The 22,624-nt window shown below is 72.4% G+C and carries 26 protein-coding genes; 21 read left to right on the forward strand and 5 right to left on the reverse strand.

The genetic code is table 11. The features are described from left to right. The first annotated feature begins 45 nt into the window (after positions 1-45). From ABZ671_RS10010 to ABZ671_RS10020, 3 genes are all read left to right on the forward strand, one after another. The gene (locus tag ABZ671_RS10010; protein WP_357854230.1) at positions 46-801 is read left to right on the forward strand and encodes a hypothetical protein; all 756 of its coding nucleotides are present in this window, start codon (positions 46-48) and stop codon (positions 799-801) included. Between the two features lie 2 nt (positions 802-803). Further along, positions 804-1,787 (forward strand): nucleoside triphosphate pyrophosphohydrolase, encoded by a 984-nt coding sequence (locus ABZ671_RS10015; protein WP_357854233.1) that lies wholly within the window; start codon positions 804-806, stop codon positions 1,785-1,787. A gap of 84 nt (positions 1,788-1,871) precedes the next feature. Beyond that, complete coding sequence (locus ABZ671_RS10020) at positions 1,872-3,491, forward strand: DUF885 domain-containing protein (protein ID WP_357854236.1); 1,620 nt, start codon at positions 1,872-1,874, stop codon at positions 3,489-3,491. Between the two features lie 14 nt (positions 3,492-3,505). Here the strand turns inward: ABZ671_RS10020 and nudC are convergent, their stop codons facing one another. Continuing rightward, positions 3,506-4,429: an NAD(+) diphosphatase gene (gene nudC / locus ABZ671_RS10025; protein ID WP_357854239.1), complete on the reverse strand. Its 924-nt coding sequence runs from the start codon at positions 4,427-4,429 to the stop codon at positions 3,506-3,508. Beyond that, the gene (locus ABZ671_RS10030; protein WP_357854242.1) at positions 4,426-5,118 is read right to left on the reverse strand and encodes a hypothetical protein; all 693 of its coding nucleotides are present in this window, start codon (positions 5,116-5,118) and stop codon (positions 4,426-4,428) included. The genes nudC and ABZ671_RS10030 overlap by 4 nt, the downstream gene beginning before the upstream one ends. A 191-nt stretch (positions 5,119-5,309) precedes the next feature. Between ABZ671_RS10030 and eno the strand changes: the two genes are divergently transcribed. From eno to ABZ671_RS10055, 5 genes are read left to right on the forward strand one after another with little or no spacing between them, the layout of a single operon-like run. Beyond that, positions 5,310-6,593 carry a phosphopyruvate hydratase gene (gene eno / locus ABZ671_RS10035; protein WP_357854246.1) on the forward strand — a complete coding sequence of 428 codons (1,284 nt, stop codon included), beginning with the start codon at positions 5,310-5,312 and terminating at the stop codon, positions 6,591-6,593. Positions 6,594-6,622: 29 nt separating this feature from the next. After that, complete coding sequence (locus ABZ671_RS10040) at positions 6,623-7,255, forward strand: septum formation initiator family protein (RefSeq protein ID WP_357854249.1); 633 nt, start codon at positions 6,623-6,625, stop codon at positions 7,253-7,255. 35 nt (positions 7,256-7,290) lie between these two features. Then, positions 7,291-7,848: a DUF501 domain-containing protein gene (locus tag ABZ671_RS10045; protein ID WP_357854252.1), complete on the forward strand. Its 558-nt coding sequence runs from the start codon at positions 7,291-7,293 to the stop codon at positions 7,846-7,848. A gap of 1 nt (position 7,849) precedes the next feature. Then, entirely contained in the window at positions 7,850-8,365 is a 516-nt protein-coding gene (locus tag ABZ671_RS10050) for an amino-acid N-acetyltransferase (protein WP_357854255.1), read from the forward strand. Positions 8,366-8,421: 56 nt separating this feature from the next. Beyond that, positions 8,422-9,345, forward strand: coding sequence for a Ppx/GppA phosphatase family protein (locus tag ABZ671_RS10055; RefSeq protein ID WP_357854353.1), 924 nt, complete (start codon positions 8,422-8,424; stop codon positions 9,343-9,345). Between the two features lie 36 nt (positions 9,346-9,381). Here the strand turns inward: ABZ671_RS10055 and ABZ671_RS10060 are convergent, their stop codons facing one another. Continuing rightward, positions 9,382-9,576: a DNA-binding protein gene (locus tag ABZ671_RS10060; RefSeq protein WP_357854258.1), complete on the reverse strand. Its 195-nt coding sequence runs from the start codon at positions 9,574-9,576 to the stop codon at positions 9,382-9,384. Positions 9,577-9,841: 265 nt separating this feature from the next. Here ABZ671_RS10060 and ABZ671_RS10065 point away from each other — a divergent pair, with 265 nt between their 5' ends. Beyond that, complete coding sequence (locus tag ABZ671_RS10065; protein ID WP_357854356.1) at positions 9,842-10,003, forward strand: Arc family DNA-binding protein; 162 nt, start codon at positions 9,842-9,844, stop codon at positions 10,001-10,003. Between the two features lie 25 nt (positions 10,004-10,028). On the opposite strand, the gene ABZ671_RS10070 is transcribed toward ABZ671_RS10065, so the two are convergent. Continuing rightward, the gene (locus ABZ671_RS10070) at positions 10,029-10,658 is read right to left on the reverse strand and encodes a LysE family translocator (RefSeq protein WP_357854261.1); all 630 of its coding nucleotides are present in this window, start codon (positions 10,656-10,658) and stop codon (positions 10,029-10,031) included. A gap of 79 nt (positions 10,659-10,737) precedes the next feature. On the opposite strand from ABZ671_RS10070, the gene ABZ671_RS10075 reads away from it, so the two are divergent. From ABZ671_RS10075 to ABZ671_RS10125, 11 genes are all read left to right on the forward strand, one after another. After that, entirely contained in the window at positions 10,738-11,070 is a 333-nt protein-coding gene (locus ABZ671_RS10075) for a PadR family transcriptional regulator (RefSeq protein ID WP_357854263.1), read from the forward strand. Continuing rightward, positions 11,067-12,092 (forward strand): hypothetical protein, encoded by a 1,026-nt coding sequence (locus ABZ671_RS10080; RefSeq protein ID WP_357854266.1) that lies wholly within the window; start codon positions 11,067-11,069, stop codon positions 12,090-12,092. Before ABZ671_RS10075 ends, ABZ671_RS10080 begins: the two co-directional genes overlap by 4 nt. 251 nt (positions 12,093-12,343) lie before the next feature. Further along, complete coding sequence (locus ABZ671_RS10085) at positions 12,344-13,030, forward strand: dienelactone hydrolase family protein (protein ID WP_357854269.1); 687 nt, start codon at positions 12,344-12,346, stop codon at positions 13,028-13,030. A 19-nt stretch (positions 13,031-13,049) separates the two neighbouring features. Next, positions 13,050-13,763, forward strand: a complete 714-nt coding sequence (locus ABZ671_RS10090; RefSeq protein ID WP_357854359.1) for a uracil-DNA glycosylase — start codon at positions 13,050-13,052, stop codon at positions 13,761-13,763. A gap of 19 nt (positions 13,764-13,782) precedes the next feature. Further along, positions 13,783-14,523: a DUF4129 domain-containing protein gene (locus tag ABZ671_RS10095; protein ID WP_357854272.1), complete on the forward strand. Its 741-nt coding sequence runs from the start codon at positions 13,783-13,785 to the stop codon at positions 14,521-14,523. Further along, positions 14,520-15,098, forward strand: coding sequence for a hypothetical protein (locus ABZ671_RS10100; RefSeq protein WP_357854275.1), 579 nt, complete (start codon positions 14,520-14,522; stop codon positions 15,096-15,098). Before ABZ671_RS10095 ends, ABZ671_RS10100 begins: the two co-directional genes overlap by 4 nt. After that, entirely contained in the window at positions 15,098-16,105 is a 1,008-nt protein-coding gene (locus ABZ671_RS10105; RefSeq protein ID WP_357854278.1) for a MoxR family ATPase, read from the forward strand. The genes ABZ671_RS10100 and ABZ671_RS10105 overlap by 1 nt, the downstream gene beginning before the upstream one ends. Further along, a complete protein-coding gene (locus ABZ671_RS10110) occupies positions 16,105-17,469 on the forward strand; it encodes a DUF58 domain-containing protein (RefSeq protein ID WP_357854281.1) in 1,365 nt (454 codons plus the stop codon). Before ABZ671_RS10105 ends, ABZ671_RS10110 begins: the two co-directional genes overlap by 1 nt. Before the next feature lie 22 nt (positions 17,470-17,491). After that, complete coding sequence (locus ABZ671_RS10115) at positions 17,492-18,064, forward strand: hypothetical protein (protein WP_357854284.1); 573 nt, start codon at positions 17,492-17,494, stop codon at positions 18,062-18,064. A 103-nt stretch (positions 18,065-18,167) separates the two neighbouring features. Beyond that, positions 18,168-19,493 carry an NAD(P)/FAD-dependent oxidoreductase gene (locus tag ABZ671_RS10120; protein ID WP_357854287.1) on the forward strand — a complete coding sequence of 442 codons (1,326 nt, stop codon included), beginning with the start codon at positions 18,168-18,170 and terminating at the stop codon, positions 19,491-19,493. Positions 19,494-20,073: 580 nt separating this feature from the next. Then, positions 20,074-20,655 (forward strand): hypothetical protein, encoded by a 582-nt coding sequence (locus ABZ671_RS10125; protein WP_357854362.1) that lies wholly within the window; start codon positions 20,074-20,076, stop codon positions 20,653-20,655. A gap of 97 nt (positions 20,656-20,752) precedes the next feature. On the opposite strand, the gene ABZ671_RS10130 is transcribed toward ABZ671_RS10125, so the two are convergent. Then, positions 20,753-21,583: a hypothetical protein gene (locus ABZ671_RS10130; protein ID WP_357854289.1), complete on the reverse strand. Its 831-nt coding sequence runs from the start codon at positions 21,581-21,583 to the stop codon at positions 20,753-20,755. 74 nt (positions 21,584-21,657) lie between these two features. Here ABZ671_RS10130 and ABZ671_RS10135 point away from each other — a divergent pair, with 74 nt between their 5' ends. Further along, entirely contained in the window at positions 21,658-22,602 is a 945-nt protein-coding gene (locus ABZ671_RS10135) for a Ppx/GppA phosphatase family protein (protein WP_357854292.1), read from the forward strand. The last annotated feature ends 22 nt before the right edge of the window (positions 22,603-22,624 follow it).

A 22,624-nucleotide genomic window follows, 5' to 3' on the forward strand; every position in this document is an offset into this window, starting at 1 on the left:
TGGGTGACGTCACAACGGCTTCGCGGGCATGAGAGAGTGGCCGTCATGCGTGCTCGCCGTCTCATCGCCGTCGCCAGCGTCGCGGCCGGCCTCGTCGCCCTCTCCGGTTGCCGTTCCGAGCCGGGGGTCGCCGCCTACGTCGGTGATCACCGCATCACCGAGAGCGCGGTGACCAGCCTGCTCGACGAGCTGCGGGCCAAGCTGTCCCCGAGCCCGGAGTCGAGCGACAACCCCGATCAGGCCAGGCCGAGCGGGCTGCAGCTGCCGGCCCGCAGCGAGGTGGTCACCGATCTGGTGCTGCTCGACGTCTGCCAGCGGCTCGCCGCGGACAAGGGCTACCAGTCGTCGCAGCGGGTCACGGCGGACGACGTCGCCGCGCAGTACAACCTCCCGGCCGACACCGCGTACACCCAGCGGGTGGCCGAGCTGATCACCTGTCGGGCCGGCCTGCCCGCCGAGCCGGTCGCGCCCACCGAGCAGGAGCTCGCGGATCTGCTCGTCGCCGGCAAGGCGGCCGGGGTGATCCCGGCCGAGATGACCGTGCAGGAGGCCACCGCCAAGCTCGACGGCGACCAGCTGCGCGAGGCGCTGGGCCACAAGAAGCTGCTGCGTGAGGCGTTCGACGGGTACGGGGTCACGATCAATCCCCGCTACCGTCCGCTGGAGATTCCGCTGCTCAACTTCGCGGCCGGGCACGCCGCGCTGAGCGTGCCGCTGGGTGAGTCCGGTTCCGACGCGGTGACCGACATCTCCACGCCGGAGCCGGAGGCCACCGATCCGACCGGCCCGGACGCCTCCTGAGCATGACCGCCCGGATCGTCCTGCTGGTCACCTCGCCGCGGCTGCCGGCCGGCCTGCTCACCGCGGCCGCCTGGGACGTCGTACGCGAAGCGCCCGTGCTGGCCGGCGCGGAGAGCGAGCTGGTTGGGGCGGTCCGGGCGGCGGGCGCCGAGGTCACGGTGGTGGCCGAGGGCGCCACCCAGGCGTTGCTCGACGCGGTGGCGGCCCACGGCACGGCGGTCTGGCTGGCCGGGCCGGCCGGTGACGAGACCCTCGCGCGGGAGTTGGGGCTGCGGTTGGCCCGCGAGCCGGGCCTGGCCGAGCTGGAGTTGATGTACGGCTCGTGGGACCCGCCGGGTGCCCGGCTGCTCGACGCGGTCGAGGTGATGGACCGGCTCGCCTCGCCGGGCGGTGATCCGTGGAAGCGGGCGCAGACGCACCGCAGCCTCGCCAGCTTTCTGCTGGAGGAGTGCTACGAGGCGTACGACGCGATCAGCGCCGACGACACCGACGCGCTCCGCGAGGAGTTGGGCGACGTGCTGCTGCAGGTGCTGCTGCACGCCCGCCTCGCCGAGGAGCTGCCGGAGGGGAAGCGCTGGACGGTCGACGACGTGGCCGGCGGCCTGGTCGACAAGATGATTCGGCGTAACCCGCACGTCTTCTCCGGCGAGCAGGCCGGCTCGATCGAGGAGATCGAGGCGAACTGGGAGCGGATCAAGCGAGCCGAGAAGACCCGAAAGTCGGTGCTGGACGGCATCGCGCTGAGCCAGCCCGCGCTGGCCCTCGCGGCGAAGATCCTGGACCGGGCCGGCCGGATCGGCCTGGCGGTGCCACCGCCGCTGGCCGAGTCCCAGGTGGACCCTGAGGCCAGACTAGGCGCCAGCCTCCTCACCACCGTCGCCGCCGCAAGGCAGGCAGGAATAGACCCCGAGGCCGCCCTCCGCCGCGCCACCCTGTCCTACGCCGAAGCCGTCCGCGCCGCCGAACGCGCCGCCAAGCCAAGTTGATCATAAGGTTGGCAGTGCGGCATGTCCGCACCGCTAACCTCATGATCAACGAGGCGAGGGCGGGAGGTCGGTAGGGTCGTCGGCATGGAGGAATTTGGGGGGCTGGCGGAGCGGGTTGTTGAGGCGTTGCTGGAGAGTCGGCCGGGGGTGGCGACCACTGCCGGGGACCATCGGTATGACGATCGGCTGCCCGACCTGTCCGCCGGCGCCCTCGCCGCCGATCAGGGGATGCTGCGGGACGCCGCGGACGCGCTCGCCGAGATCGACCCGGACTCGCTGGAGATCGAGGAGCGGGTCGACCACGCGCTGCTGAGCAGCCTGGTCGACCGGGAGCTGTTCGAGGCGACCGAGATCCGCGCCCACGAGTGGGATCCGCTGCGGCACAACCCGGGTCCGCTGCTGCACGCCCTGCTGGCCCGCCCGTACGCGCCCGTCGAGGAGCGGCTGACCCACCTGTCCGGGCGGCTCGCGGCCGTACCGGACGCCCTCGCGACCGCGCGCGCGACGCTGCGCGACATGCCGCGGATCCACGCGGAGACGGCGGTCGGGCAGTTCACCGGCACGGCGGCGCTGATCCGCGACGAGGTGCCGGCGCTGCTCGCCCAGGCACCGGCGCTGTACGACCGGGTGGAACCGGCGGCGACCGCGGCGATCGCCGCGCTGGAGGAGTTCGTGGCCTGGCTGCGGATCGGGCTGGCCGCCGACGCCGGCCCGGGGCGCGACCCCCGGCTGGGTCGGCGACGCTGGGAGGCGCGGCTCTGGCACACCCTGGACACCGAGCTGAGCGCCGCCGAGATCCAGCGCCGCGCCTGGGACAACCTGGACCAGGTGACCGCGCAGATCCGGGAGGCGGCCGTGGAGCTGGTCGGCGGACCGGCCGACGACGCGACGGTACGCCGGGCGCTGGACCTGCTCGCCGCCGTGCACCCCGACGACGCCACCATCGTGGACCTCGCCTCGGTGACGCTCGACGAGGCGACCGACTTCGTCCGCGCGCACGGCGTGATCAGCCTCGTCGACGACCCGTGCGTGATCCAGGAGATGCCGGAGTTCGCCCGGGGCGTGGCGGTGGCCTACTGCGACTCGCCCGGCCCGCTGGAGACGGCGAATGTGCCGACCTTCTACTGCATCGCGCCCACCCCGGTCGACTGGCCCGCGCAGCGGGTCGAGTCGTTCTACCGGGAATACAACGACCACATGATCCGCAACCTGACCGTGCACGAGGCGATGCCCGGTCATTTCCTTCAGCTCGCCCACGCCCGCCGGTACACCAGCCCGACCCGGGTCCGGGCGCTCACCGAGTCCGGGGTGTTCGTCGAGGGCTGGGCGGTCTACGCCGAGCAGTTGATGGCCGACCTCGGCTTCGGTGGCCTGCCGGTCCGGCTCCAGCAGCTCAAGATGCAGCTGCGGATGACCATCAACGCGCTGCTTGACCAGCTCGTGCACTGCGAGGGGATGCCCGAGGCGGAGGCGATGGCACTGCTGACCGGGCGCGGCTTCCAGGAGGAGGGCGAGGCGGCCGGCAAGTGGCGGCGGGCCCTGCTCACCTCCACCCAGCTCTCCACCTACTTCGTCGGCTACAGCGAGTTGGCCGACATCGCCCGCGCCCGCCCCGACGAGGTGTCGGTCCGCGACTGGCACGACGCGATGCTGGCGCACGGCTGCCCGCCCCCGCGCCACCTCCGCACCCTGCTGAACGTGTAAGGAAGGGCCCCTTCTTAACGCCTGTGCCCGGCATTCAGCCCCGCGCGAGCGGCGACGCCGTCGATCAGCCACCGCGAGATGGAGTACGCCGGGGGCAGCTCCGCCGGCAGCGCGTCCACCGGGAACCAGCGTGCCTCGGTCAGCTCCGTCGGGTCGATGACCGGCTCGGCGTTCGGGTCGGTGACGGTGGCGGTGAAACCGGCGAGCAGGCTGCCGGGGCCGGACACTGCCCAGGGCTGGCTGTCGACGTAGGCGGGCCGCCCGATGGCCAGCCCGACCTCCTCGTCGATCTCCCGATGCGCGGCCGCCTCCAGCGACTCGCCCGCTTCGACGAACCCGGCCACCAGCGCCCACAGCTGCGTCGGCCCGTACGCATGCCGCACCAGCAGCAGCTCGTCGGGGCCGCCGGCCCGGCCGGGGCGGGTGATCGCCACCAGCACCGCGACGGAGAGTGGCACGAACCGGGTCAGACCGCAGTCGGGGCAGCGCCGTGCGGTTTCGCCCGGCACGTCGGCCAGCTCTGCCCGGCACGCCCCGCACCACCGGTGCGTACGCCGCCAGGTGACCACCGCGAGGGCCCGCCCGGCCAGGGTGGCCAGCGGTTCCGGCAGCTCGGTGGCGATGCCCCGCCAGTCGCGCCAACGCCCGGGAAGCGCCTCGGCGTCGGCCACCTCGGCCGCCCAGGCGGGCACGCCGTCCAGCGTCCCGAGCGGCACCCAGTCGAGGCCGGCCGGCAGCTCGCCGATCCGCGAGAAGCGGCCGTCCGGCCCGGTCAGCAGCGTGCGCCCGGCGACCGGCAGGGCCAAATCGTCGGGCGCGGGCGGCCGACTCCGGTCAGCGCCGGGGACGAACCCACCCTGGTCGGCGCCGGGGGCGAACCCGCGTCGGTCGGCGTCGGGGACAGGCCCGTCACGGCCGGTCGGCGCGGTGGAGGTCACGAGGTCGTCGGGCGGTGGTCCACCACGCCCGCGCCGGCCGGCATGTCGAAGGCGGTCGACTCGACCGTGTCGGTGTACCGGCTCAGCGTGATCTCTGCCGATCTGCCGTCCAGGGTTCCGGTGAAGCTGGCCAGCACCCCCTCGGTGGTGACGCAGGCGGTGAACCGCTCCCCGTTGTGGGTGACGTTGACGCAGGTGGCGTGGTGCCCCGCCAGGGTGGTGTCGGTCTGCTCAATGGCCGCTGCGGGGTCGACGGCGGCATCGGTCAGCAGCCGGATCACCGCCGGCGGGGTGACCAGGCCGTACCTGCGGGCCTCGGTGTAGACCGCCACCGACGGCTTCCCGGAGGTCGCTACCGGCGGCGACACTTCGCAGGAGGTGTGCCCCCCGCTGTTCTCGCAGTGCGTCACGGCCTCCTGCGTCACTGTGATCTTGCCGTCCGGCCAGGTGTACGCGGATCGGAGTGGTTTCATCGTCTGGGCGATCGAGGCGGTCCGGCCGCCGGGCAGCTGATAGTCGGCGGCCCAGGTCTGCTCCAAGGCCCGGTCCATCCGGGCCACGAGATCGTTGACCAGATCCGCCCGCCCGAGCGCGACTCCTGCGTCATCGAGGGCTTGACAGCCAGTGACCGTGAGCGACGCGATGATCGAGGCGGCGAGCGCGCGGAGAATCCTCGAGGCGGCGGGCATGGTGCCCAGCCTTGTCGATCGGGGCAACCTCTCGCAAACCCAATGCCGGTTGAGGCCCGAGAATCCGGGAATGTCCGTCTCACCCCTGGGCTGGCCCGACCCCGAGGGGGGATACGCTGCGTGTAACACCTGCCTCAGCCGCACCGTCGCGGCCCACACCGGACCGGAACACACATACGAGGAGCGACTCAGTGGCAACCATCGAGGGAATCGTCGCCCGGGAGATCCTGGATTCGCGGGGCAACCCGACGGTCGAGGTCGAGGTCGGGCTCGACGACGGCACGATCGCCCGCGCCGCGGTGCCGTCCGGCGCCTCCACCGGCGCCTTCGAGGCGATCGAGCTGCGCGACGGTGACGGCGACCGCTACCAGGGCAAGGGTGTCGAGAAGGCGGTCGCCAACATCGAGGACAAGATCGTCGACCAGCTCATCGGCTACGAGGCCAGCGAGCAGCGACTGATCGATCAGAAGATGCTCGACCTCGACGGCACCGACAACAAGGCCGAGCTGGGTGCCAACGCGATCCTCGGCGTCTCGCTGGCCGTGGCGAAGGCCGCCGCGGGCAGCGCCGAGCTGAGCCTCTTCCGCTACCTGGGCGGCCCGAACGCGCACCTGCTGCCGGTGCCGATGATGAACATCCTCAATGGTGGCGCGCACGCCGACTCGAACGTCGACATCCAGGAGTTCATGATCGCGCCGATCGGCGCGCCCACCTTCCGCGACGCGCTGCGCTCGGGTGCCGAGGTCTACCACGCGCTCAAGTCGGTGCTGAAGAAGAAGGACCTGTCGACCGGTCTCGGCGACGAGGGCGGCTTCGCCCCGAACCTGCCGACGAACGCCGCCGCGCTCGACCTGATCGCCGAGGCTGTGGAGAAGGCCGGCTACCGGCTCGGCACCGACATCGTCTTCGCCCTCGACGTGGCCGCCACCGAGTTCTTCGACAACGGCACCTACACCTTCGAGGGCAGCCCGAAGACCGCCGAGGAGATGAGCAACTACTACACCAAGCTCGCCGGCGACTACCCGATCGTGTCCATCGAGGACCCGCTGTCCGAGGACGACTGGAGCGGCTGGGCCACCCTGACCGCGGCGCTCGGCGACCGGGTCCAGATCGTCGGCGACGACCTGTTCGTCACCAACCCGCAGCGGATCGCCCGGGGCATCGCCGAGAAGTCCGCCAACGCGGTGCTGGTGAAGGTCAACCAGATCGGCTCGCTCACCGAGACCCTGGACGCGGTCGACCTCGCCCACCGGGCCGGCTTCACGTGCATGATGAGCCACCGCTCCGGTGAGACCGAGGACACCACCATCGCCGACCTGGCCGTCGCCACCGGCTGCGGCCAGATCAAGACCGGCGCACCGGCCCGGTCCGACCGGGTCGCCAAGTACAACCAGCTCCTGCGGATCGAGGAGGAGCTCGCCGACGCGGCGCGGTATGCCGGCGCGGGCGCGTTCCCGCGTTACCGTTCGGCCTGAGCCACGAGCTCCGGGGGAGGGGTGTGACGATGCAGCAGCGCCGCACACCGGGGGGCCAGCGTCCCGCCCGCCGGCCGGGTCAGCCCGGCCGGCCGGGCGCGGCCCGGGTCCGGTCGGCGGTCCGTGACGCCGGTGTCCGCACCGACCAGCGCGCCGCCGGCCGGTCGCCCGGCGCCGTCCGGGCCGTCGACGGCGTACGCTCCGCGAGCCGTCCCGCGGCCGCTCGGCGTACGGCGGCCGGCGGTGCCGTCAAGCGGCTCACCGCACCCCAACCCCGGCGCTTCACCGGGCGCGCCACCGTGCTCTTCGCGGTACTCATCGCGCTCGCGCTGGCGTACACCTATCCGGTCCGGGTCTACCTGGACCAGCAGGCGGACATCGCGCGGATGGAGGCGTCCCAGGCCGCACAGCGCGCGGAGATCGAGGAGCTCACCGCCAAGGCGGCCAAGTGGCGGGACCCGAGGTACATCGAGGCGCAAGCCCGGGAGCGCTTCTTCATGGTCCGGCCGGGCGAGACGCCGCTGGTGGTGCTCTACCCGCAGAGGGCCGCGAAGGACGCCGGCCAGGGCCGGCCGTCGGGGTCGCCGAAGCGGCCCGACCCGTGGTACGACACGCTGTGGTCGAGCGTGCAGGCGGCCAACGCCGAGCGCCCGAACAAGTGAGTCCCACCCGAGCAACCGAACGAGAGACAGGCACCGTGAGCGTCGTACCACCGCAGGAACCGGCGGCGGGTTCCGTACCCCCGCCGGAACGGCAACCGGCCACCGAGGCCGACCTGGCCGCGGTGGCCGCGCAGCTCGGCCGCCCACCCCGGGGCACCCGGGCGGTGGCGCACCGCTGCCCGTGCGGCCTGCCCGACGTGGTGGAGACGACGCCACGGCTGGCCGACGGCACCCCCTTCCCGACGTTGTTCTACCTGACCTGCCCGCGCGCGACGGCGGCGTGCAGTCGGTTGGAGTCGGCCGGGCTGATGAAGGAGATGGCCGAGCGGCTCGCCGAGGATCCGGAGTTGGCCGCCCGCTACCGGGCCGCGCATGAGGACTACCTGGCCCGGCGGGAGGCGATCGGCGAGGTGCCCGAGATCGCCGGCATCTCGGCCGGCGGCATGCCCGGCCGGGTGAAGTGCCTGCACGTCCACCTCGGGCACGCGCTCGCCGCCGGGCCGGGAGTCAACCCGTTCGGCGACGAGACCCTGGCGCTGGTGGAGAAGTGGTGGGCCACCGGCCCGTGTGTGGACGTCCCGACGGCCGAGTGAGATGACCATCGCCGCCGACGAGATCGTGGTCCGCCGGGCCCGCACCCGCGACGTGCGCGGGATCCGGCGGCTGGTCGACACCTACACCGACGATCGGCGGCTGCTCAGCAAGGCCACCGTCACCCTCTACGAGGACGTGCAGGAGTTCCGGGTGGCGGCCACGCCGGACGGCACGGTGGTCGGCTGCGGCGCGCTGCACGTGATGTGGGAGGACCTGGCCGAGATCCGCACGGTGGCGGTGGATCCGGCCTGCCGGGGGCACCGGCTCGGGCAGCGGATCGTCGGCGAGCTGATCGACGCGGCGCGTGAGCTGGGCGTGGCCCGGATCTTCGTGCTGACCTTCGAGACTCGGTTCTTCGCCTCGTTCGGCTTTCAGGAGATCGACGGCGCGCCGGTGCCGCAGCCGGTCTACGAGCAGTTGCTCCGCTCGTACGACGAGGGCGTGGCCGAGTTCCTCGACCTGGAACGGGTCAAGCCGAACACCCTGGGCAACACGCGGATGCTGCTGCGGCTGTGAGTTCCGACCGAGCGCGGGCCGCCAGCTGCCGTAGGGTTGCTGCCGTGACGACGCGCGTGGCCGCCATCGACTGCGGCACCAACTCGATCCGACTGCTGGTCGCCGACCTGCCCGACCCGGCTGCCGGGCCGGAGGCGCCGCTGGCGGATGTGAGCCGCCGCATGGAGATCGTCCGGCTGGGCCAGGGCGTCGACCAGACCGGCCGGCTCGCGCCCGAAGCGATCGAGCGGACCCGGCTGGCGCTCGCCGACTACGCGGCGGAGATCGAGAAGCTGGGTGCCGAGCGGGTACGGATGTGCGCCACCTCGGCGACCCGCGACGCGTCCAACGCCGCCGACTTCCGCAGCATGGTGCAACAGACCCTCGGCGTGGCGCCCGAGGTGGTCACCGGCGACGAGGAGGCTCGGCTCTCGTTCACCGGCGCGGTGCGCGGCCTGCAGGCCAAGGCGCCGTTTCTGGTGGTCGACATCGGCGGCGGGTCGACCGAGTTCGTGGTTGGCAGCAGCGACGGCGGGGTCCAGGCGGCCGTCTCGATGGACATCGGCTGTGTCCGGATGACCGAGCGGCACCTGCACGGCGACCCGCCGAGCCGCGACGAGATCGCCGCCGCCCAGGCCGACATCGCCGCCGCCGTCGACCGGGCGCTCGATGTGGTGCCGGGGCGCGAGGCCGCCACGCTGATCGGGCTCGCCGGGTCGGTCACCACCGTCGTCGCCATCGCTCAGGGCCTTGAGGGGTACGACCCGGAGCGCATCCACCACGCCCGGGTGTCGTACGACCAGGTCGCGGAGGTCACCGCCGACCTGCTGGCGAAGACCCGCGAGCAGCGGCTGGCGATTCCGGTGATGCACCCCGGGCGGGCCGACGTGATCGGCGCGGGCGCACTGGTGCTGCGGATCATCATGGAACGCGCCGGCATGCCGTCGGTGGTCGCCTCCGAGCACGACATCCTCGACGGCATCGCGTGGAGCCTCGCGTAGCGACAAATATCCCCAGGGTTTACCTGCCTGGGAAGCTCACTCTTCGCTGTCCAGGTGCGGCCGGTGTTCGCGTATCCACGCCTCGATGTCCTCGGTACGCCACACGCGTCCCGTGGCAAGCGTCTCGTAGGGCTCCGGCCAGTCGGCGCGCTTCATCAACTGTTCTACGCGCTGCCTGCTCACGCCCAGCCGCGTACGAATCTCGTACGCGCCCATGAGTCGTCGGCCCATGGTCGGGAGGCTAGACACCACCCAACTAGTCAAGGCCCTAGTTGGGCAATACCCTACTAGGGTCTTGACTAGGGGGTATCGTTCCAGCACCCTGAGGTAATGGCCGACCTCAACGTCTCGGCCGCGCATGGTCGCCAACGCCGCGCCGTCCGCCCGCACCTACCGATGCGCCCGTTGTGGCTGTGTCGGGTGTGCGCCGCCGGGCTGGCCGTGCCAGCCAGCCCGGTTGCTGCTGTTGATGGAGTACCAGCGGGACCGGGTAGCCCTGAAGCAGCTCGCCGAGCAGGAGCACCGGTCGATGAACGCCACTATCGCTGTCGTCGTCGAGGAGTACACCGCGACCCGCAGTGACCGTGTCCGCGTGCGAGATCCTGCTCGAGAGGTTGTCGAGCGCGACGCTGAACTGCTGCGACGGCTGGCGGAGTGACCAACTAGGGCGTGTCGACGCCGGGTCAGGCGCTTTCGGCGGCGAGGCGGGCGCCGAAGCCGAGCAGTGCCACCCCGGTCAGCCCGTCCAGCCAGCGGCGCACCCGGCGCCTGGACAGCAGCACGCGCATCCGGTTCAGCGCTCCGACCAGCACAATCAGGTACGCCAGGCTGAGTACCGCGTGGCTCAGCGCGAAGGCGAGCAGCATTCCCACTGATGCCGACGGGCCGAGGAACTGTGGCAGCACGGCCAGGTAGAAGGCCAGCACCTTCGGGTTGGTGATGTTGGACAGGAACCCCTGCCGGAAGCCGGTGAGCGCCTGCCCCGGCGTGCTGGCCGGCGCGCCCGCCAACGGGGGATAGCTACCGCGCCAGGCCGAGCGGCCGGCCTGAACCCCGAGGTAGACCAGATACGCCACGCCGGCCCAGCGGATCATCTCGAACAGCGGCTGGGAGCGGGTGATGAGTGCGCCCAGGCCGGCCGCTGCGATGCTGCCCTGCACGGCGTTCGAGGCGGTGACGCCGATCGCGCTCCACCTGCCCCGGCGACGGCCGGCGGCCAGGGTGTTGCGGGTGACCACGGCGAAGTCCGGCCCCGGGATCAGGACCAGCACCAGGGCGAAGACCAGGAATGAGGCATAGCTGCTCCACGACATGCAGGAAATTTAGAACCCGACCCGCGCCACACTATTGTTCTCTTGACGGTACTTCGCTATCCACAGTACCGTGCCAAGCGTGGATACGACACAGCTCCTCAAGGGCGTGCTCGACCTGGCCGTGCTCGCCGTGCTCAGAGACCAGGACGGCTACGGCTACGACATCCTCCGCCGGCTGCGCGAGGCCGGCCTGGAGGATGTCGGCGACGCCTCGGTCTACGGCACCCTGCGCCGGCTCTTCGCCGCCGGCCTGTTGACCACGTACGTGGTGCCGAGCGAGTCCGGCCCGCACCGCAAGTACTACGCGCTCAACGCCGCCGGCCGTGACCAGCTCGCCCGCTCCGGCAAGACCTGGCGCTCGTTCGCCACCACCATGAACGCACTGCTCGACGATCGGGGGATGGCAGCGTGACTGTCAGTGGGCAGGAGATCGCGGACTACGTCGACCGGGTGCGGGCCGCTCTCGCCGACCTGTCACCGAAGGTCCGCGACGAGTTGACCGAGGACCTGCCGGAGCACCTGGCCGAGGTGGCCGCCGAGGCCGACGGCACCCTGGTCGACCGGCTGGGCACCCCGGAGGCGTACGCGGCCGAGCTGCGGGGCGCCGCAGGCGCGGACGGCCACCCCGAGCGGTCGTCGCTCGACCGTCGGCTGGCCGCCGCGCACAACCGGGTCAGCACCCAGCTGCGCGCCCTCGACACCCAGCTCGGCCCGCTGCTCGGGTACGCCTCGGTGAGCGAGTTCCTCCGGCCGCTGCGCCCGGCGTGGTGGCTGCTCCGTGGCTGGCTGGTCGCGCTGCTGGTCTCCGCGCTGCACGGCGAGTCGCCGGGGCTGCTGCCCCGGTTCGACGGCAGCGTGCTGGCCGGTCTGTTCCTGCTCGCCGGGGCTGTGCTGGCGTCGGTCTGGCTGGGCCACCGCTCGGCAGGCTTCCGCGGCTGGCCGCGATGGCTGCTGCGCCTCGGCACGGCCGCCCTGCTGCTCTTCACCGTCCCCACGCTGTTCAACCTGGACCAGCGCGCCAACGTGCAGCTCGTCTCGGTGTACGACCCGTACGAGTCGGTCCAGGACGTCTTCGTCTACGACGAGCAGGGACGGCTGATACCCAACGCCCAGCTCTTCGACCAGCACGGCACGCCGATCGAGCTCGGCAGTCCGACCTGTGAGCAGAGCGGAGACCGGCCCGAGCCGACGAACGGCTACCCCCGCTACTACCCCTACTGCCCCGACCTGGCCCCCTTCGGGCCGCCCGCGCCCCTGCCGGCCCCGCCCGCGCCCCTTCCGGCCCCGCCCGCGCCCCTTCCGGCCCCGTCCGCGGCCGCTCCAGACCCGGCCGCGCCGACCGCCAGCACGTCGCCCACGGCGGCGGCGCCGACCGAGGGCACGTCGACCGAGGCGTCGGAGTCGCCCCGGCCAGGGCCGGAGCCGACCCGCTGAAGCTCGCCCGAGGGGCGTCCGTCGGCTGGCGGGCGCCCCTCACTCGTCCATCGTGGGCCAACGAGGTGGGTGACGCTACGGCCGGAGCCAAGGTCCGCGACGGCTACCTGCTCTGTCTCGTCCGCGAGGCGATGGGGAGGTGAATGCCACTATTTCTGTGTCTTCCCCGAGTCGGTGAGGCCGTGGCAGGCTACCCGCACGTAACACAGCGCGACCAGCCAACGATGACTGACCGCTAGGAGGACGGGTCCATGGGCGAGATGGTGAGCTTCACCGGCAACGGGGGGACGAGCGCGGGGTATCTCGCGATACCCTCCGACGGTGCGGCCAGCCCGGCGGTCATCGTCATCCAGGACTGGTGGGGCCTGGTGCCCCACGTCCGGGCCGTGGTGGACCGCTTCGCGGAGGCCGGCTTCGTCGCCCTCGCGCCAGACTTCCGGCACGGCGGGCCGGCCAGCCGGCCGAGTGAGCCTCGACAGATGTTGAACAGCGCGCAGATGGACGAGGCGGCGACGGACATCGCCGCCGCCGCGGCTTACCTGGCCGACCGCCCCGAGGTGGCCGGCGGGATCGGGTGCGCCGGGTTCTGCGCCGGGGCCAGCCTGGCCCTCTGGTCGGGGACGTACTCCGAGCGGATCGTCGCCACCGCGGGCTTCTACCCCCGGCTGCCCTGGGACGGCATGCGGACGGACTGGGCCGACTACGCCGGCAAGGCGGCGCTCATCCACTGTTCCGAAGCGGACGGCACCTCCACGGCCGACGGGGTGCAGAGCGTACGCCGGGCCATCGAGACCGCCGGAGGCGCCTGCCAGACGTACGACTACCCGGGCACCGCGCACGCGTTCTTCAACGAGGACCGCCCGGAGCACTTCGACCAGCGGGCCGCCGCCACGGCCTGGGCCCGCACGCTGGAACTCTTCCGGACCCGGCTTGGCTGAGCCGCGTACCCCTCAGGAGGTGGTCGCCCGCGCCGCGCGGGCGACCGACCTGGCCGACCTCGACGGCGCGGTGAGCAACTGCTTCGCCTGCCCGCGCCTGGTCTCCTGGCGGGAGGAGGTCGCCCGCACGAAGCGGGCGGCCTTCCGCGACCAGGAATACTGGGGGCGGCCGGTGCCGGGCTTCGGCGCGCCCGACGCCCGGATCGCCATTCTCGGCCTGGCGCCGGCCGCGCACGGCGGCAACCGCACCGGTCGGATCTTCACCGGTGACCGCTCAGGGGACGTGCTGTTCGCGGCGCTGCACCGTGCCGGGCTCGCCAACCAGCCGACCAGCGTCGCCGCCGACGACGGTCTGAGTCTGCGCGAGACCCGCATCTTCGCCGCCGTACGCTGCGCGCCGCCGGACAACAAGCCCACCCCGGTCGAGCGGGACGCCTGCGCGCCCTGGCTGCACCGCGAGGTCGCGCTGATCCGGCCCACCCTGCGGGTCGTGGTCGCGCTGGGCGCGTTCGCCTGGGCCGCGTGGTGGCCGGTCCTGCGCGACGTGTACGGTCAGCGACCGCCCACGCCTCGCCCCGCCTTCGGTCATGGGGCACACTGGTCCGGCACGTCCGCACCGGCGCTGCTCGGCTGCTACCACGTCAGCCAGCAGAACACCTTCACGGGGCGGCTGACACCAGCGATGTTGGACGACGTGTTCGCCCGGGCGAAGCAGTTGGCCGGGGTGGACTGAGGACGCGTAGGGCGGTGACATGGACCTCGGCGTGCTGCGCAGGTGGTGGCCGATCGCCGCGGTGACCGTGCTGCTCGCCGCCGCCGCGTTCGCCGCCGGGCACGCCAGGATCGGCGCGAGCCGGATTCCGCCCGCTGTGGACACTCTTCCGTACGTGCCGGAATATCCGACCGCCGAGCCCACGCCCTCGATTCCGGCCGAGCCCCGCGACGTGGGTCAGCCCGTGTCGAGCGGGATTCCTCAGTGGATCTTCACCGCCGCGCTGGTCGTGCTCGGCCTGGCCGTGCTGGTCGCCGTCGGCTATGTGCTGTGGACGCTGGTCGGCGGGGCGCTGCGGCGGACCGCCCGGGCCATCCCGACCCAGCGGACCCGGCGCACCGCCGGAGGCACCGCGCGGGAGGTGGTGGCCGCCCTGGACGCCGGCCTGGTGGAGCTGGACGACCGGTCCACCGACCCGCGGACCGCGGTGATCGCCTGCTGGGTCCGGCTGGAGGAAGCCGCCGAGGAGGCCGGGGTGCCCCGGCTCGCCGGGGACACCTCCACCGACCTGGTCAGCCGGCTGCTGCGCGGCGACCCGGCGGCCGGTGTCCCGGCGATCGCCAGCGCCGACGTGCTGGACGGTTTCGCGCGCGTCTACCGGGAGGCCCGGTACGCCACCCACACGGTCGACGAGCGGATGCGCGACCAGGCCCGGGCCGCGCTGCGCCGGTTGCGCGGGGAACTGACCAGCCTGGCCGTTGCCGGGGAGGTGCCATCGTGAGCGGCACCAGCATCGACGACCTGCTGTCGTCCGAGGAACCCGCCCGCGAGTTGCCCGATGCGCGGCCCGGCCGGCTGCGCTGGGTGCCGCGTACGCTCGCGGTCGCCGCGACGGCCGTGGTGGTGGTCGTGGTCGGCCTACGCACGGTGGGCCTGCAGGTCTCACTCTGGACCATCGTGGCGGGCGTGCTCGCCCTGCTCACCGTACGCCGGGTCACCGCCGCGCTGTCGCCTCCGCCGCCGCCCCGGGCCGGTGACCGGGCTCCCGCCGGCGAGGAGCCGGGCGCCTGGAACTGGGCCGCCCGGGACGCGCTGCGCGGCTTCAACGGCTGGCAACGTCCGCTGGACTGGTGCAGCGGTGACCGGGACCGGTTCAACACCCGGATCCTGCCCCGCCTCGGTGAGCTGGCCGACGAACGGCTGCGCCAGAAGCACGGCGTCACCCGCGAGTCCGACCCGGCCCGCGCCCGTGCCCTGCTGGGCGAGCCACTGTGCACGTTCCTCGATACGCCCGTCCGTCGCCCCCCGTCGCCGCGCGACCTCGCGGCGATCGTCGCCCAACTGGAGAAGCTGTGATGAACGACGTGGACCGGAGCCTGCTCCCCGCCGAGGTGGGCGGGCTGGCCCGCGCGGTGCTGGACGCGGTGGGCACGGTCGTGGTCGGCAAGCGGGACGCCCTGGAGTTGGTTCTCGCGGGCATCCTGGCCGGCGGCCACGTGCTGCTGGAGGATCTGCCCGGCCTGGGCAAGACGCTGACCGCGCGCTCGTTCGCGCAGGCCCTCGGGCTGGACTTCCGCCGCCTCCAGTTCACCCCGGACCTGCTGCCCGCCGACGTCACCGGCTCCTTCCTGTACGACCAGCGCAGCGGCGACTTCTCGTTCCGCGCCGGCCCGGTCTTCACCAACCTGCTGCTCGCCGACGAGATCAACCGGACCCCGCCGAAGACCCAGTCCGCGCTGCTGGAGGCAATGCAGGAGAAGCAGGTCTCGGTCGAGGGCGTGACGTACCGGCTGGACGAGCCGTTCCACGTGCTCGCCACCGCCAACCCGATCGAGTACGAGGGGACGTACCCGCTGCCCGAGGCGCAGCTCGACCGGTTCCTGCTCCGGGTGTCGTTCGGCTATCCCGACCACGACGAGGAGTGGGACGTGCTGCGCCGGCGGCTCGCCCGCCGCCGGGAGGAGGCGGAGATCAAGCCGGTGGTGGACGCCGGCACGCTGCGCGCCATGCAGGCCGCGCTGGAGGACGTGGTCGTCGAGGACTCGATCGGCCGGTACATCGTGGCCCTGACCGCGGCCACCCGGGAGCACCCGTCGGTGCTGGTCGGCGCCTCGCCGCGCGGCTCGCTGGCACTGTTGCTGCTGTCCCGCGTCCGGGCGGTGCTCGCCAACCGCGACTACGTGGTGCCGGAGGACGTCAAGGCGGTGGCGGCGCCCGCCCTGGCCCACCGGATCACTTTGCGTCCGGAGATGTGGCTGCGCCGGGTCGACCCGTCCTTCGTGGTCGGTGAGGTGCTGGCGAACACGCCCGCGCCGGCCAGCGGCGCGCTGCCCAGCTACGCGGCCGTGCCCGCCGGGCGCTGATGATCGACCGTCGCGAGCCGGTGAGCGGCTGGGAGCCCACCCGGGCGCTCGGCCGGGCCGTGCTGCTCACCGGGCTCCTGCTGATCGCGGCCGTCCTGCTCGGTCGGATCGACCTGGTCGTGCTGGCCACACCGTTCGCCCTGGGCACCGCGTACGGGCTGCGCCGTCGGCCCAGCGCGCTGCCCGAGCTGGAGATCGTCACCGGGGAGGCGCAACTGGTCGAAGGCGCGCCGATGACGGCCACGGTCGTCGTCGCCAACCCGGACACCGTCTCGTACGACATGGCGCTCGTCCGGACCCGGATGTCGCGCTGGCTGCGCGTCGAGAAGGCCGGCTTCGGCGGGACCGGGTTGGACGTGAGCCGGTCCGGCGGCGTCGACCGGCCCTTCGTCACGGCGGTGCCGTCCGGCACCGCCGTCGACCTAGAGCTGACCGGGAGGGCGCTGCGCTGGGGCCGGCACCCGGCTGGGCCGGCCGGGGTGCGGGTCGCCGCCGCCGACGGGCTGCTGGTTTCCCGGGCCGTGCTCACCGAACCGGCCCGGATGCGGGTCTATCCGATGACCGAGCCGTTCGAGGCGGTGGAGGCGATGCCTCGGGCCGCCGGGCTGGTCGGCGCGCACCACTCGCGTCGGCCGGGAGAGGGCGGCGAACTGGCCGGGGTGCGGGTCTTCGGGCCGGGGGATCGGCTGCGCCGGATCGACTGGCGGGTGTCGCTGCGGGCGCGGCAGCTGCACGTGGCCGCCACCCTCTCCGACCGGGACGCCGAGGTGGTGGTGCTGCTCGACGTGCTCGCGGAGGCGGGCCGCTCCGGTGGCATCGGCGGCCCGGCCTCGGTGTTGGACACCACGGTCCGGGCCGCCGCCGCGATCGCCGAGCACTACCTGCACCGTGGCGACCGGGTGGCCCTGCTGGAGTACGGACCGTTCGCCCGCCGGCTCCGCCCGGCGAGTGGTCGCCGGCAGTACCTGACCGTGCTGGAATGGCTGCTCGACGTGCAGGCCGAGTCCTCCCTGCACGAGCCGTACGACCAGGTGTTCGGCCCCCAGCTGCTCTCCCCGGACGCGTTGGTGGTGGTGCTCACCCCGCTGTTGGACGAGCGGTCCGCCCAGATGCTGGCTCGGATGGCCCGGAGTGGGCGGTTCGTGGTGGCGGTGGACACCCTGCCCGCCGAGTTGTCCGCGCCCAAGGACCGGGGCTGGGCCGAGGTGGCCTACCGGCTGTGGCGGCTGGACCGGGAGGCGATGATCGGCCAGCTCCGTGAGCACGGCGTGCCGGTGGTGCGTTGGGCCGGCGCCGGCAGCCTCGACCAGGTGTTGCGGGACGTGGCCCGCCTGGCCACCGCGCCGAGGGTCGGTGGCCGGTGAGCGCGAGCGAGGGCTGGCGGGCATGAACGAGCTGGTCGAGGGGCTGAACGAGCGGGTCCGTGGCATGTGGCGCACGGTCAACCGGATCAGCCTCACGCCGCTGCTGGTCCGCGTCGGCATCTTCCTCACCGTGCTGGTCGGTTTCCTGCTCGCGTACCCGGTGCAGGCGTTCCACCCCCGGTTGCTGCTGGCCTTCGCGGTGGCGGCGGTGCTGCCGGCGGTCGGGCCGCGGCGGGTCTGGCCGACCTTCGTGGCGCTGGCCACGGTCGGCGGTTGGCTGCTCGCCACGATGGGCTTCGGCCGGCCGCCGGCACTGTGGCGGCTGCTCGCCGTGGCCACCCTGCTCTACCTGACGCACACCCTCTGCGCGCTGGCCGCGCTGCTGCCGTTCGACGCGGTGGTTGACCCGGACCTGGTGCGCCGGTGGCTGGCCCGGGCCGGTGGGGTGGTGCTGGCCAGCGCGGTGCTCGGCATCGTGTTGGCCTGGCTCGGCGGGGTCGGCGGGAGCCGGGGCTTCCAGGCGGCGACCCTCGCCGGTCTGCTCGTCGCGGTGGCGCTCAGCGCGCTGCTCGGCTGGCTCCTGCGCCGCCGATAACGGTCACGTCGCGGAACGTTGCCCAGGTCACAGGGGTTGTGCTCCGTCACAGACGGGGGTCTCGAAAGGGATGAGGTGAGCCCCTCGGGGAAAGATAGATGACGTGAACCCGAAGCGGATCCTTGTCGTGGGTGCCGGGCACGTTGGCCTGTACACCGCTCTGCGCCTGTCCAAGAAGCTGGGCTCTCGTGAGGCTGAGGTCATCGTCGTCGACCCGCAGCCGCACATGACCTACCAGCCGTTCCTCCCCGAGGCTGCCGGTGGCAACATCTCGCCCCGGCACGCCGTGGTGCCGCTGCGGCGGGAGTTGCGCCGGTGCAAGGTCCTGGCCGGCACGGTCACCCGGATCGACCACGACCGGAAGACCGCGATCGTGCAGCCCATCAGCGGCCCGGCCCGGGAGGTCGAGTACGACCACGTGGTGGTCGCCCCCGGCTCGGTTTCCCGCACGCTGCCGATTCCCGGCCTGCATGAGCACGGTATCGGGTTCAAGACCATCGGCGAGGCGATTTTCCTGCGTAACCACGTGCTGGACCGGCTCGACGTGGCGGCGGCCACGACCGACCCGGAGGTACGCCGGCGCGCGCTGACCTTCGTCTTCGTCGGCGGTGGCTACGCCGGCATTGAGGCGCTCGCCGAGATGGAGGACATGGCGCGGGACGCGCTGCGCTACTACCCGGAGCTCAAGCCGGAGCAGATGCGCTGGGTCCTGGTCGAGGCCACCCAGCGGGTGCTGCCCGAGGTCGATCGGGACATGGGCGCCTACACGGTGCAGCAGCTGCTCAAGCGGAACATGGACGTCCGCCTGGACACCCGGCTCGAATCCTGCGTCGACGGGGTCGTCAAGCTCTCCGACGGGGACAGCTTCGTCACCGACACCATCGTCTGGACGGCCGGCGTGAAGCCGTCGCCGATGTTGGACGCGACCGGCTTCCCGCGCGACGAGCGGCGGCGGGTCACCTGCCTGCCCACCCTGCAGATCGTGGACGGCGACCGGGTGGTCGAGGGCGCCTGGAGCGCGGGCGACTGCGCCGCAGTGCCGGACCTGACCAAGGAGCCGGGCAACTTCTGCTCGCCGAGCGCGCAGCACGCGGTGCGGCAGGCCGCCCGGATGGCCGACAACATCGTCAACGTGATCCGCGGGCGGGAGCCGGTCAACTACAAGCACAAGCACGCGGGCAGCGTGGCCAGCCTCGGCCTGCACAAGGGCGTGGCGCAGGTCTACGGCGTGAAGATGACCGGCTGGCCGGCCTGGTTCATGCACCGCACGTACCACATGTCGCGGATTCCGTCCTTCAACCGCAAGGTCCGGGTCGTGGTCGACTGGACGCTGGCGTTCTTCCTCAAGCGTGAGGTGGTCGCGCTCGGCCAGCTGCACGACCCGCGCGAGGAGTTCGTCGAGGCGTCGCAGCCGGCCGGCAGTCGCTGAGTTCGTCGGCGAAAGGGGCCCTTCCCGTCGGGGAGGGCCCCCTTTGTCATACGGCCGCCTGATCAGTCCCGCCCGGGTCACACCGCGTCGTGCGCCCTCGCCGTCCGCCGTGCGCGGCCTGCGTGTCCCGCCCCCGGCGGTACGCCGCGCGCCGCCGCCATGATCCGCGCAGTTTCCCGGAAAGTGCTGCCTCCCGCCGCCGCGAGGGGCCACTTTCAGGGAAGTTGCCCGGATCTTGCCGGTGCGACCGGTGAGCTGCCTGAGGCGGCGTGGGCGGGATGTCCGGTTTGTGGGGTGTGGTGGGCGGCGTCGCGGGGCTGGAATGGCGGGTGGCGGTCGGTGGTTGAACACGGGTGCACGGCCGAGGAAGGCGCCCCCCCGCCAGGCGGGGTGTGTGGGCCCGGAATGTTGGCGGGCCGGCGGTCGTTGTACATGGTCCCGGCGCCCGTGGTGAGGCCCCGCCCGGCGAGCTGGCCGGTTGAAGACTTTCCCCCTTGTTTTGAGCGCCTGACGTGGTGCTTGCACGTGCCCTGATCCCCCGGTCGGGTCGCGTGCCAACCCCCGAATGGAGCTTCTGGTTATGAACTCGATGCTGCGTAAGAGCATTCTTGGTGTTGCTGGTCTGGCTTTCACCGGTGGTGTGTTCGCCGGTCCGATCGCCGCGCACGCTGCTGAGCCGACGCAGGCCGCCCCGGTGGCGGTGCAGGCCGCGAAGCCGGACATGAGCGCGTTGATTCCGCATGGTGTGCAGGGTGCTCAGTCGAAGATCGATCTGAACGGTGAGCAGGTCGCGAGTGTGAAGGCGATCATCGCGGCGACGAAGAAGGCCGGCCTGCCGGAGCGGGCGGCGGTGATCTCGATCGCCACGAGTCTGCAGGAGTCGAAGCTGGAGAACCTGGGTCACCTGGGTGACCGGAATGACCATGACTCGCTGGGTCTGTTCCAGCAGCGCCCGAGCTCGGGTTGGGGTAGCCCGGAGCAGATCACCGATCCGGAGTATGCGACGACCGCGTTCCTGAAGGGTTTGAAGCAGGTTGACGGGTGGCAGGACATGCCGCTGACCAAGGCCGCGCAGACGGTGCAGGTGTCGGCGTACCCGGATGCCTACGCCCAGTGGGAGCAGCAGGCCGCCGACCTGGTCGCCCAGTACTGGAACAGCTGACACAAGCACGAACAGCCGCTGGCCGGCACCCGATACACGGGTGCCGGCCAGCGCGTCTTTCGAATCTTGGATAGTTACTGTTCGGGGCGAACGGCAACTATCCAAGATCGGCGGTACCCGAGTCCTCGGTCGCCGGGTGCGGGGCGATCTGGCCCTGGCGCAGGCGGGCGGCGCACAGCTCGGCCAGCTTCGCGTACGCGGAGGCGCCGATCAGCGCGGTCAGCTCCGGGGCGTACGAGAGGTACATCGGCTCGGCGCCGACGTGCGCGTCGATCGAGGAGGTGCACCACCAGTCGAGGTCGTGCCCGCCCGCGCCCCAGCCCCGCCGGTCGAACTCCGCGATCGTGGAGATCAGCACCTTGGTGTTGTCCGGCCGCTTGTGCCAGTCCTGGTCCCGGCGGATCGGCAACTGCCAGCAGACGTCCGGCTTGTACTCCAGCGGGTGCACCCCGTCGCGCAGCGCCTGGGCGTGCAGCGCGCAGCCGCCCCCGCCGGGAAAGTCGGCGTCGTTGAGGAAGACGCACGGCGAATCGGCGTCCCGGGTGGCCGTACGCCGGGCCGGGTTCTTGCCGTCGACGGTGTCGTTCTCGGTCCAGTTCTTGAAGCCTTTGCGGAAGTGCTGCCAGGTCTCCGGGGTGAGCCGCTTGACTGCGGCGCGGACCCGCTTCTCGTCGTCCGAGTCGGTGAAGAACGCCCCGTGCGAGCAGCAGCCGTCGGCGGCCCGGCCGGCGATGATGCCGTGGCAGCCCTTGCCGAAGACGCAGGTCCACCGGGAGAGCAGCCAGGTCAGGTCGGCGCGGATCACGTGCTTTTCGTCCGCCGGGTCGACGAACTCGATCCACTCCCGGGGGAAGTCCAGCTCCACCTCCCGGCTGCGCGGGTCGTCGGGGTCGTCCACCAGCACCTGCAGCTCGATCTGGCTTGTCACCCGGACCAGCGTACGCGGGGTGAGCCGGGCCGGCCGGCGAGCCGGTGAAACGTGTTGGCCCTAGGCTCGCCAGCATGCGACTGGGTGTCCTCGACGTCGGTTCCAACACGGTGCACCTGCTGGTGGTCGATGCCCACCATGGCGCCCACCCGTGGCCGGCGCACTCCGAGAAGGTGGTGCTCCGGTTGGCCGAGCAGATCGGCCCGGACGGCGCGCTCACCGAGACGGGCGCGGACAGCCTCGTCAAGGCGGTCAGCATGGCTCGCGCGGCGGCGGACGGGCTGGACGTCGACGACCTGCTCCCCTTCGCCACCAGCGCGGTCCGCGAGGCCACCAACGCCGGCGAGGTGCTGGCCCGGGTCCGGGACGAGACCGGCGTACGCCTGGAGGTGCTCTCCGGCGCGGACGAGGCGCGGATGACCTTCCTCGCCGTGCGGCGATGGTTCGGGTGGTCGGCCGGCCGGTTGCTGGTCATGGACATCGGCGGCGGCTCGCTGGAGCTGGCCGCCGGCATCGACGAGGACCCGGACGTGGCGATCTCGCTGCCGCTGGGTGCCGGCCGGTTGAGCCGCGAGCGGCTGCGGGTCGACCCGGTCGGCGCGGTGCCGCCGTCCGCGGCGGCCGTCGACGAGCTGCGGGAGTACGTCGACACGCTGGTCGAGCCGGTGGTGAAGCAGCTTGCCGACGTGGGCTGGGAGCGCCCGGTGGCCACCTCGAAGACGTTCCGGATGCTGGCCCGGCTGGCCGGCGCGGCGCCGTCCGGTGCCGGGCTCTGGGCCCCGCGCAGCCTGACCCGGACCGGCCTGCGGCAGGTGCTCGGCTTCATCCGGCACATCCCGCCCGGTCAGCTGCACGAGCTGGAGGGGGTGAGCACCGGGCGGGCCCACCAGCTGCTCGCCGGCGCGGTGGTGGCCGAAACGGTGCTGCGCCGGCTCGACGTGGACCGCCTGGACATCTGCCCGTGGGCGCTGCGGGAGGGGGTCATCCTACGTCGGCTTGATCAGCTTACGCCGATGTGAGCATGCCCGACGGTTTGCACGT

It is taken from the genome of Micromonospora sp. NPDC006766, from assembly GCF_040636055.1.
Classification (GTDB): domain Bacteria; phylum Actinomycetota; class Actinomycetes; order Mycobacteriales; family Micromonosporaceae; genus Micromonospora.

Coding starts and splice junctions, on each gene's coding strand:
- ABZ671_RS10085 (WP_357854269.1), top strand. CDS start 12,344: ATGGGCGAGATGGTGAGCTTCACCGGCAACGGGGGGACGAGCGCGGGG.
- ABZ671_RS10060 (WP_357854258.1), bottom strand. CDS start 9,576: ATGGGCCGACGACTCATGGGCGCGTACGAGATTCGTACGCGGCTGGGC.
- ABZ671_RS10110 (WP_357854281.1), top strand. CDS start 16,105: ATGATCGACCGTCGCGAGCCGGTGAGCGGCTGGGAGCCCACCCGGGCG.
- ABZ671_RS10030 (WP_357854242.1), bottom strand. CDS start 5,118: ATGCCCGCCGCCTCGAGGATTCTCCGCGCGCTCGCCGCCTCGATCATC.
- ABZ671_RS10020 (WP_357854236.1), top strand. CDS start 1,872: ATGGAGGAATTTGGGGGGCTGGCGGAGCGGGTTGTTGAGGCGTTGCTG.
- ABZ671_RS10115 (WP_357854284.1), top strand. CDS start 17,492: ATGAACGAGCTGGTCGAGGGGCTGAACGAGCGGGTCCGTGGCATGTGG.
- ABZ671_RS10125 (WP_357854362.1), top strand. CDS start 20,074: ATGAACTCGATGCTGCGTAAGAGCATTCTTGGTGTTGCTGGTCTGGCT.
- ABZ671_RS10010 (WP_357854230.1), top strand. CDS start 46: ATGCGTGCTCGCCGTCTCATCGCCGTCGCCAGCGTCGCGGCCGGCCTC.
- ABZ671_RS10015 (WP_357854233.1), top strand. CDS start 804: ATGACCGCCCGGATCGTCCTGCTGGTCACCTCGCCGCGGCTGCCGGCC.
- ABZ671_RS10050 (WP_357854255.1), top strand. CDS start 7,850: ATGACCATCGCCGCCGACGAGATCGTGGTCCGCCGGGCCCGCACCCGC.
- ABZ671_RS10070 (WP_357854261.1), bottom strand. CDS start 10,658: ATGTCGTGGAGCAGCTATGCCTCATTCCTGGTCTTCGCCCTGGTGCTG.
- ABZ671_RS10135 (WP_357854292.1), top strand. CDS start 21,658: ATGCGACTGGGTGTCCTCGACGTCGGTTCCAACACGGTGCACCTGCTG.
- ABZ671_RS10095 (WP_357854272.1), top strand. CDS start 13,783: ATGGACCTCGGCGTGCTGCGCAGGTGGTGGCCGATCGCCGCGGTGACC.
- ABZ671_RS10105 (WP_357854278.1), top strand. CDS start 15,098: ATGAACGACGTGGACCGGAGCCTGCTCCCCGCCGAGGTGGGCGGGCTG.
- ABZ671_RS10040 (WP_357854249.1), top strand. CDS start 6,623: ATGCAGCAGCGCCGCACACCGGGGGGCCAGCGTCCCGCCCGCCGGCCG.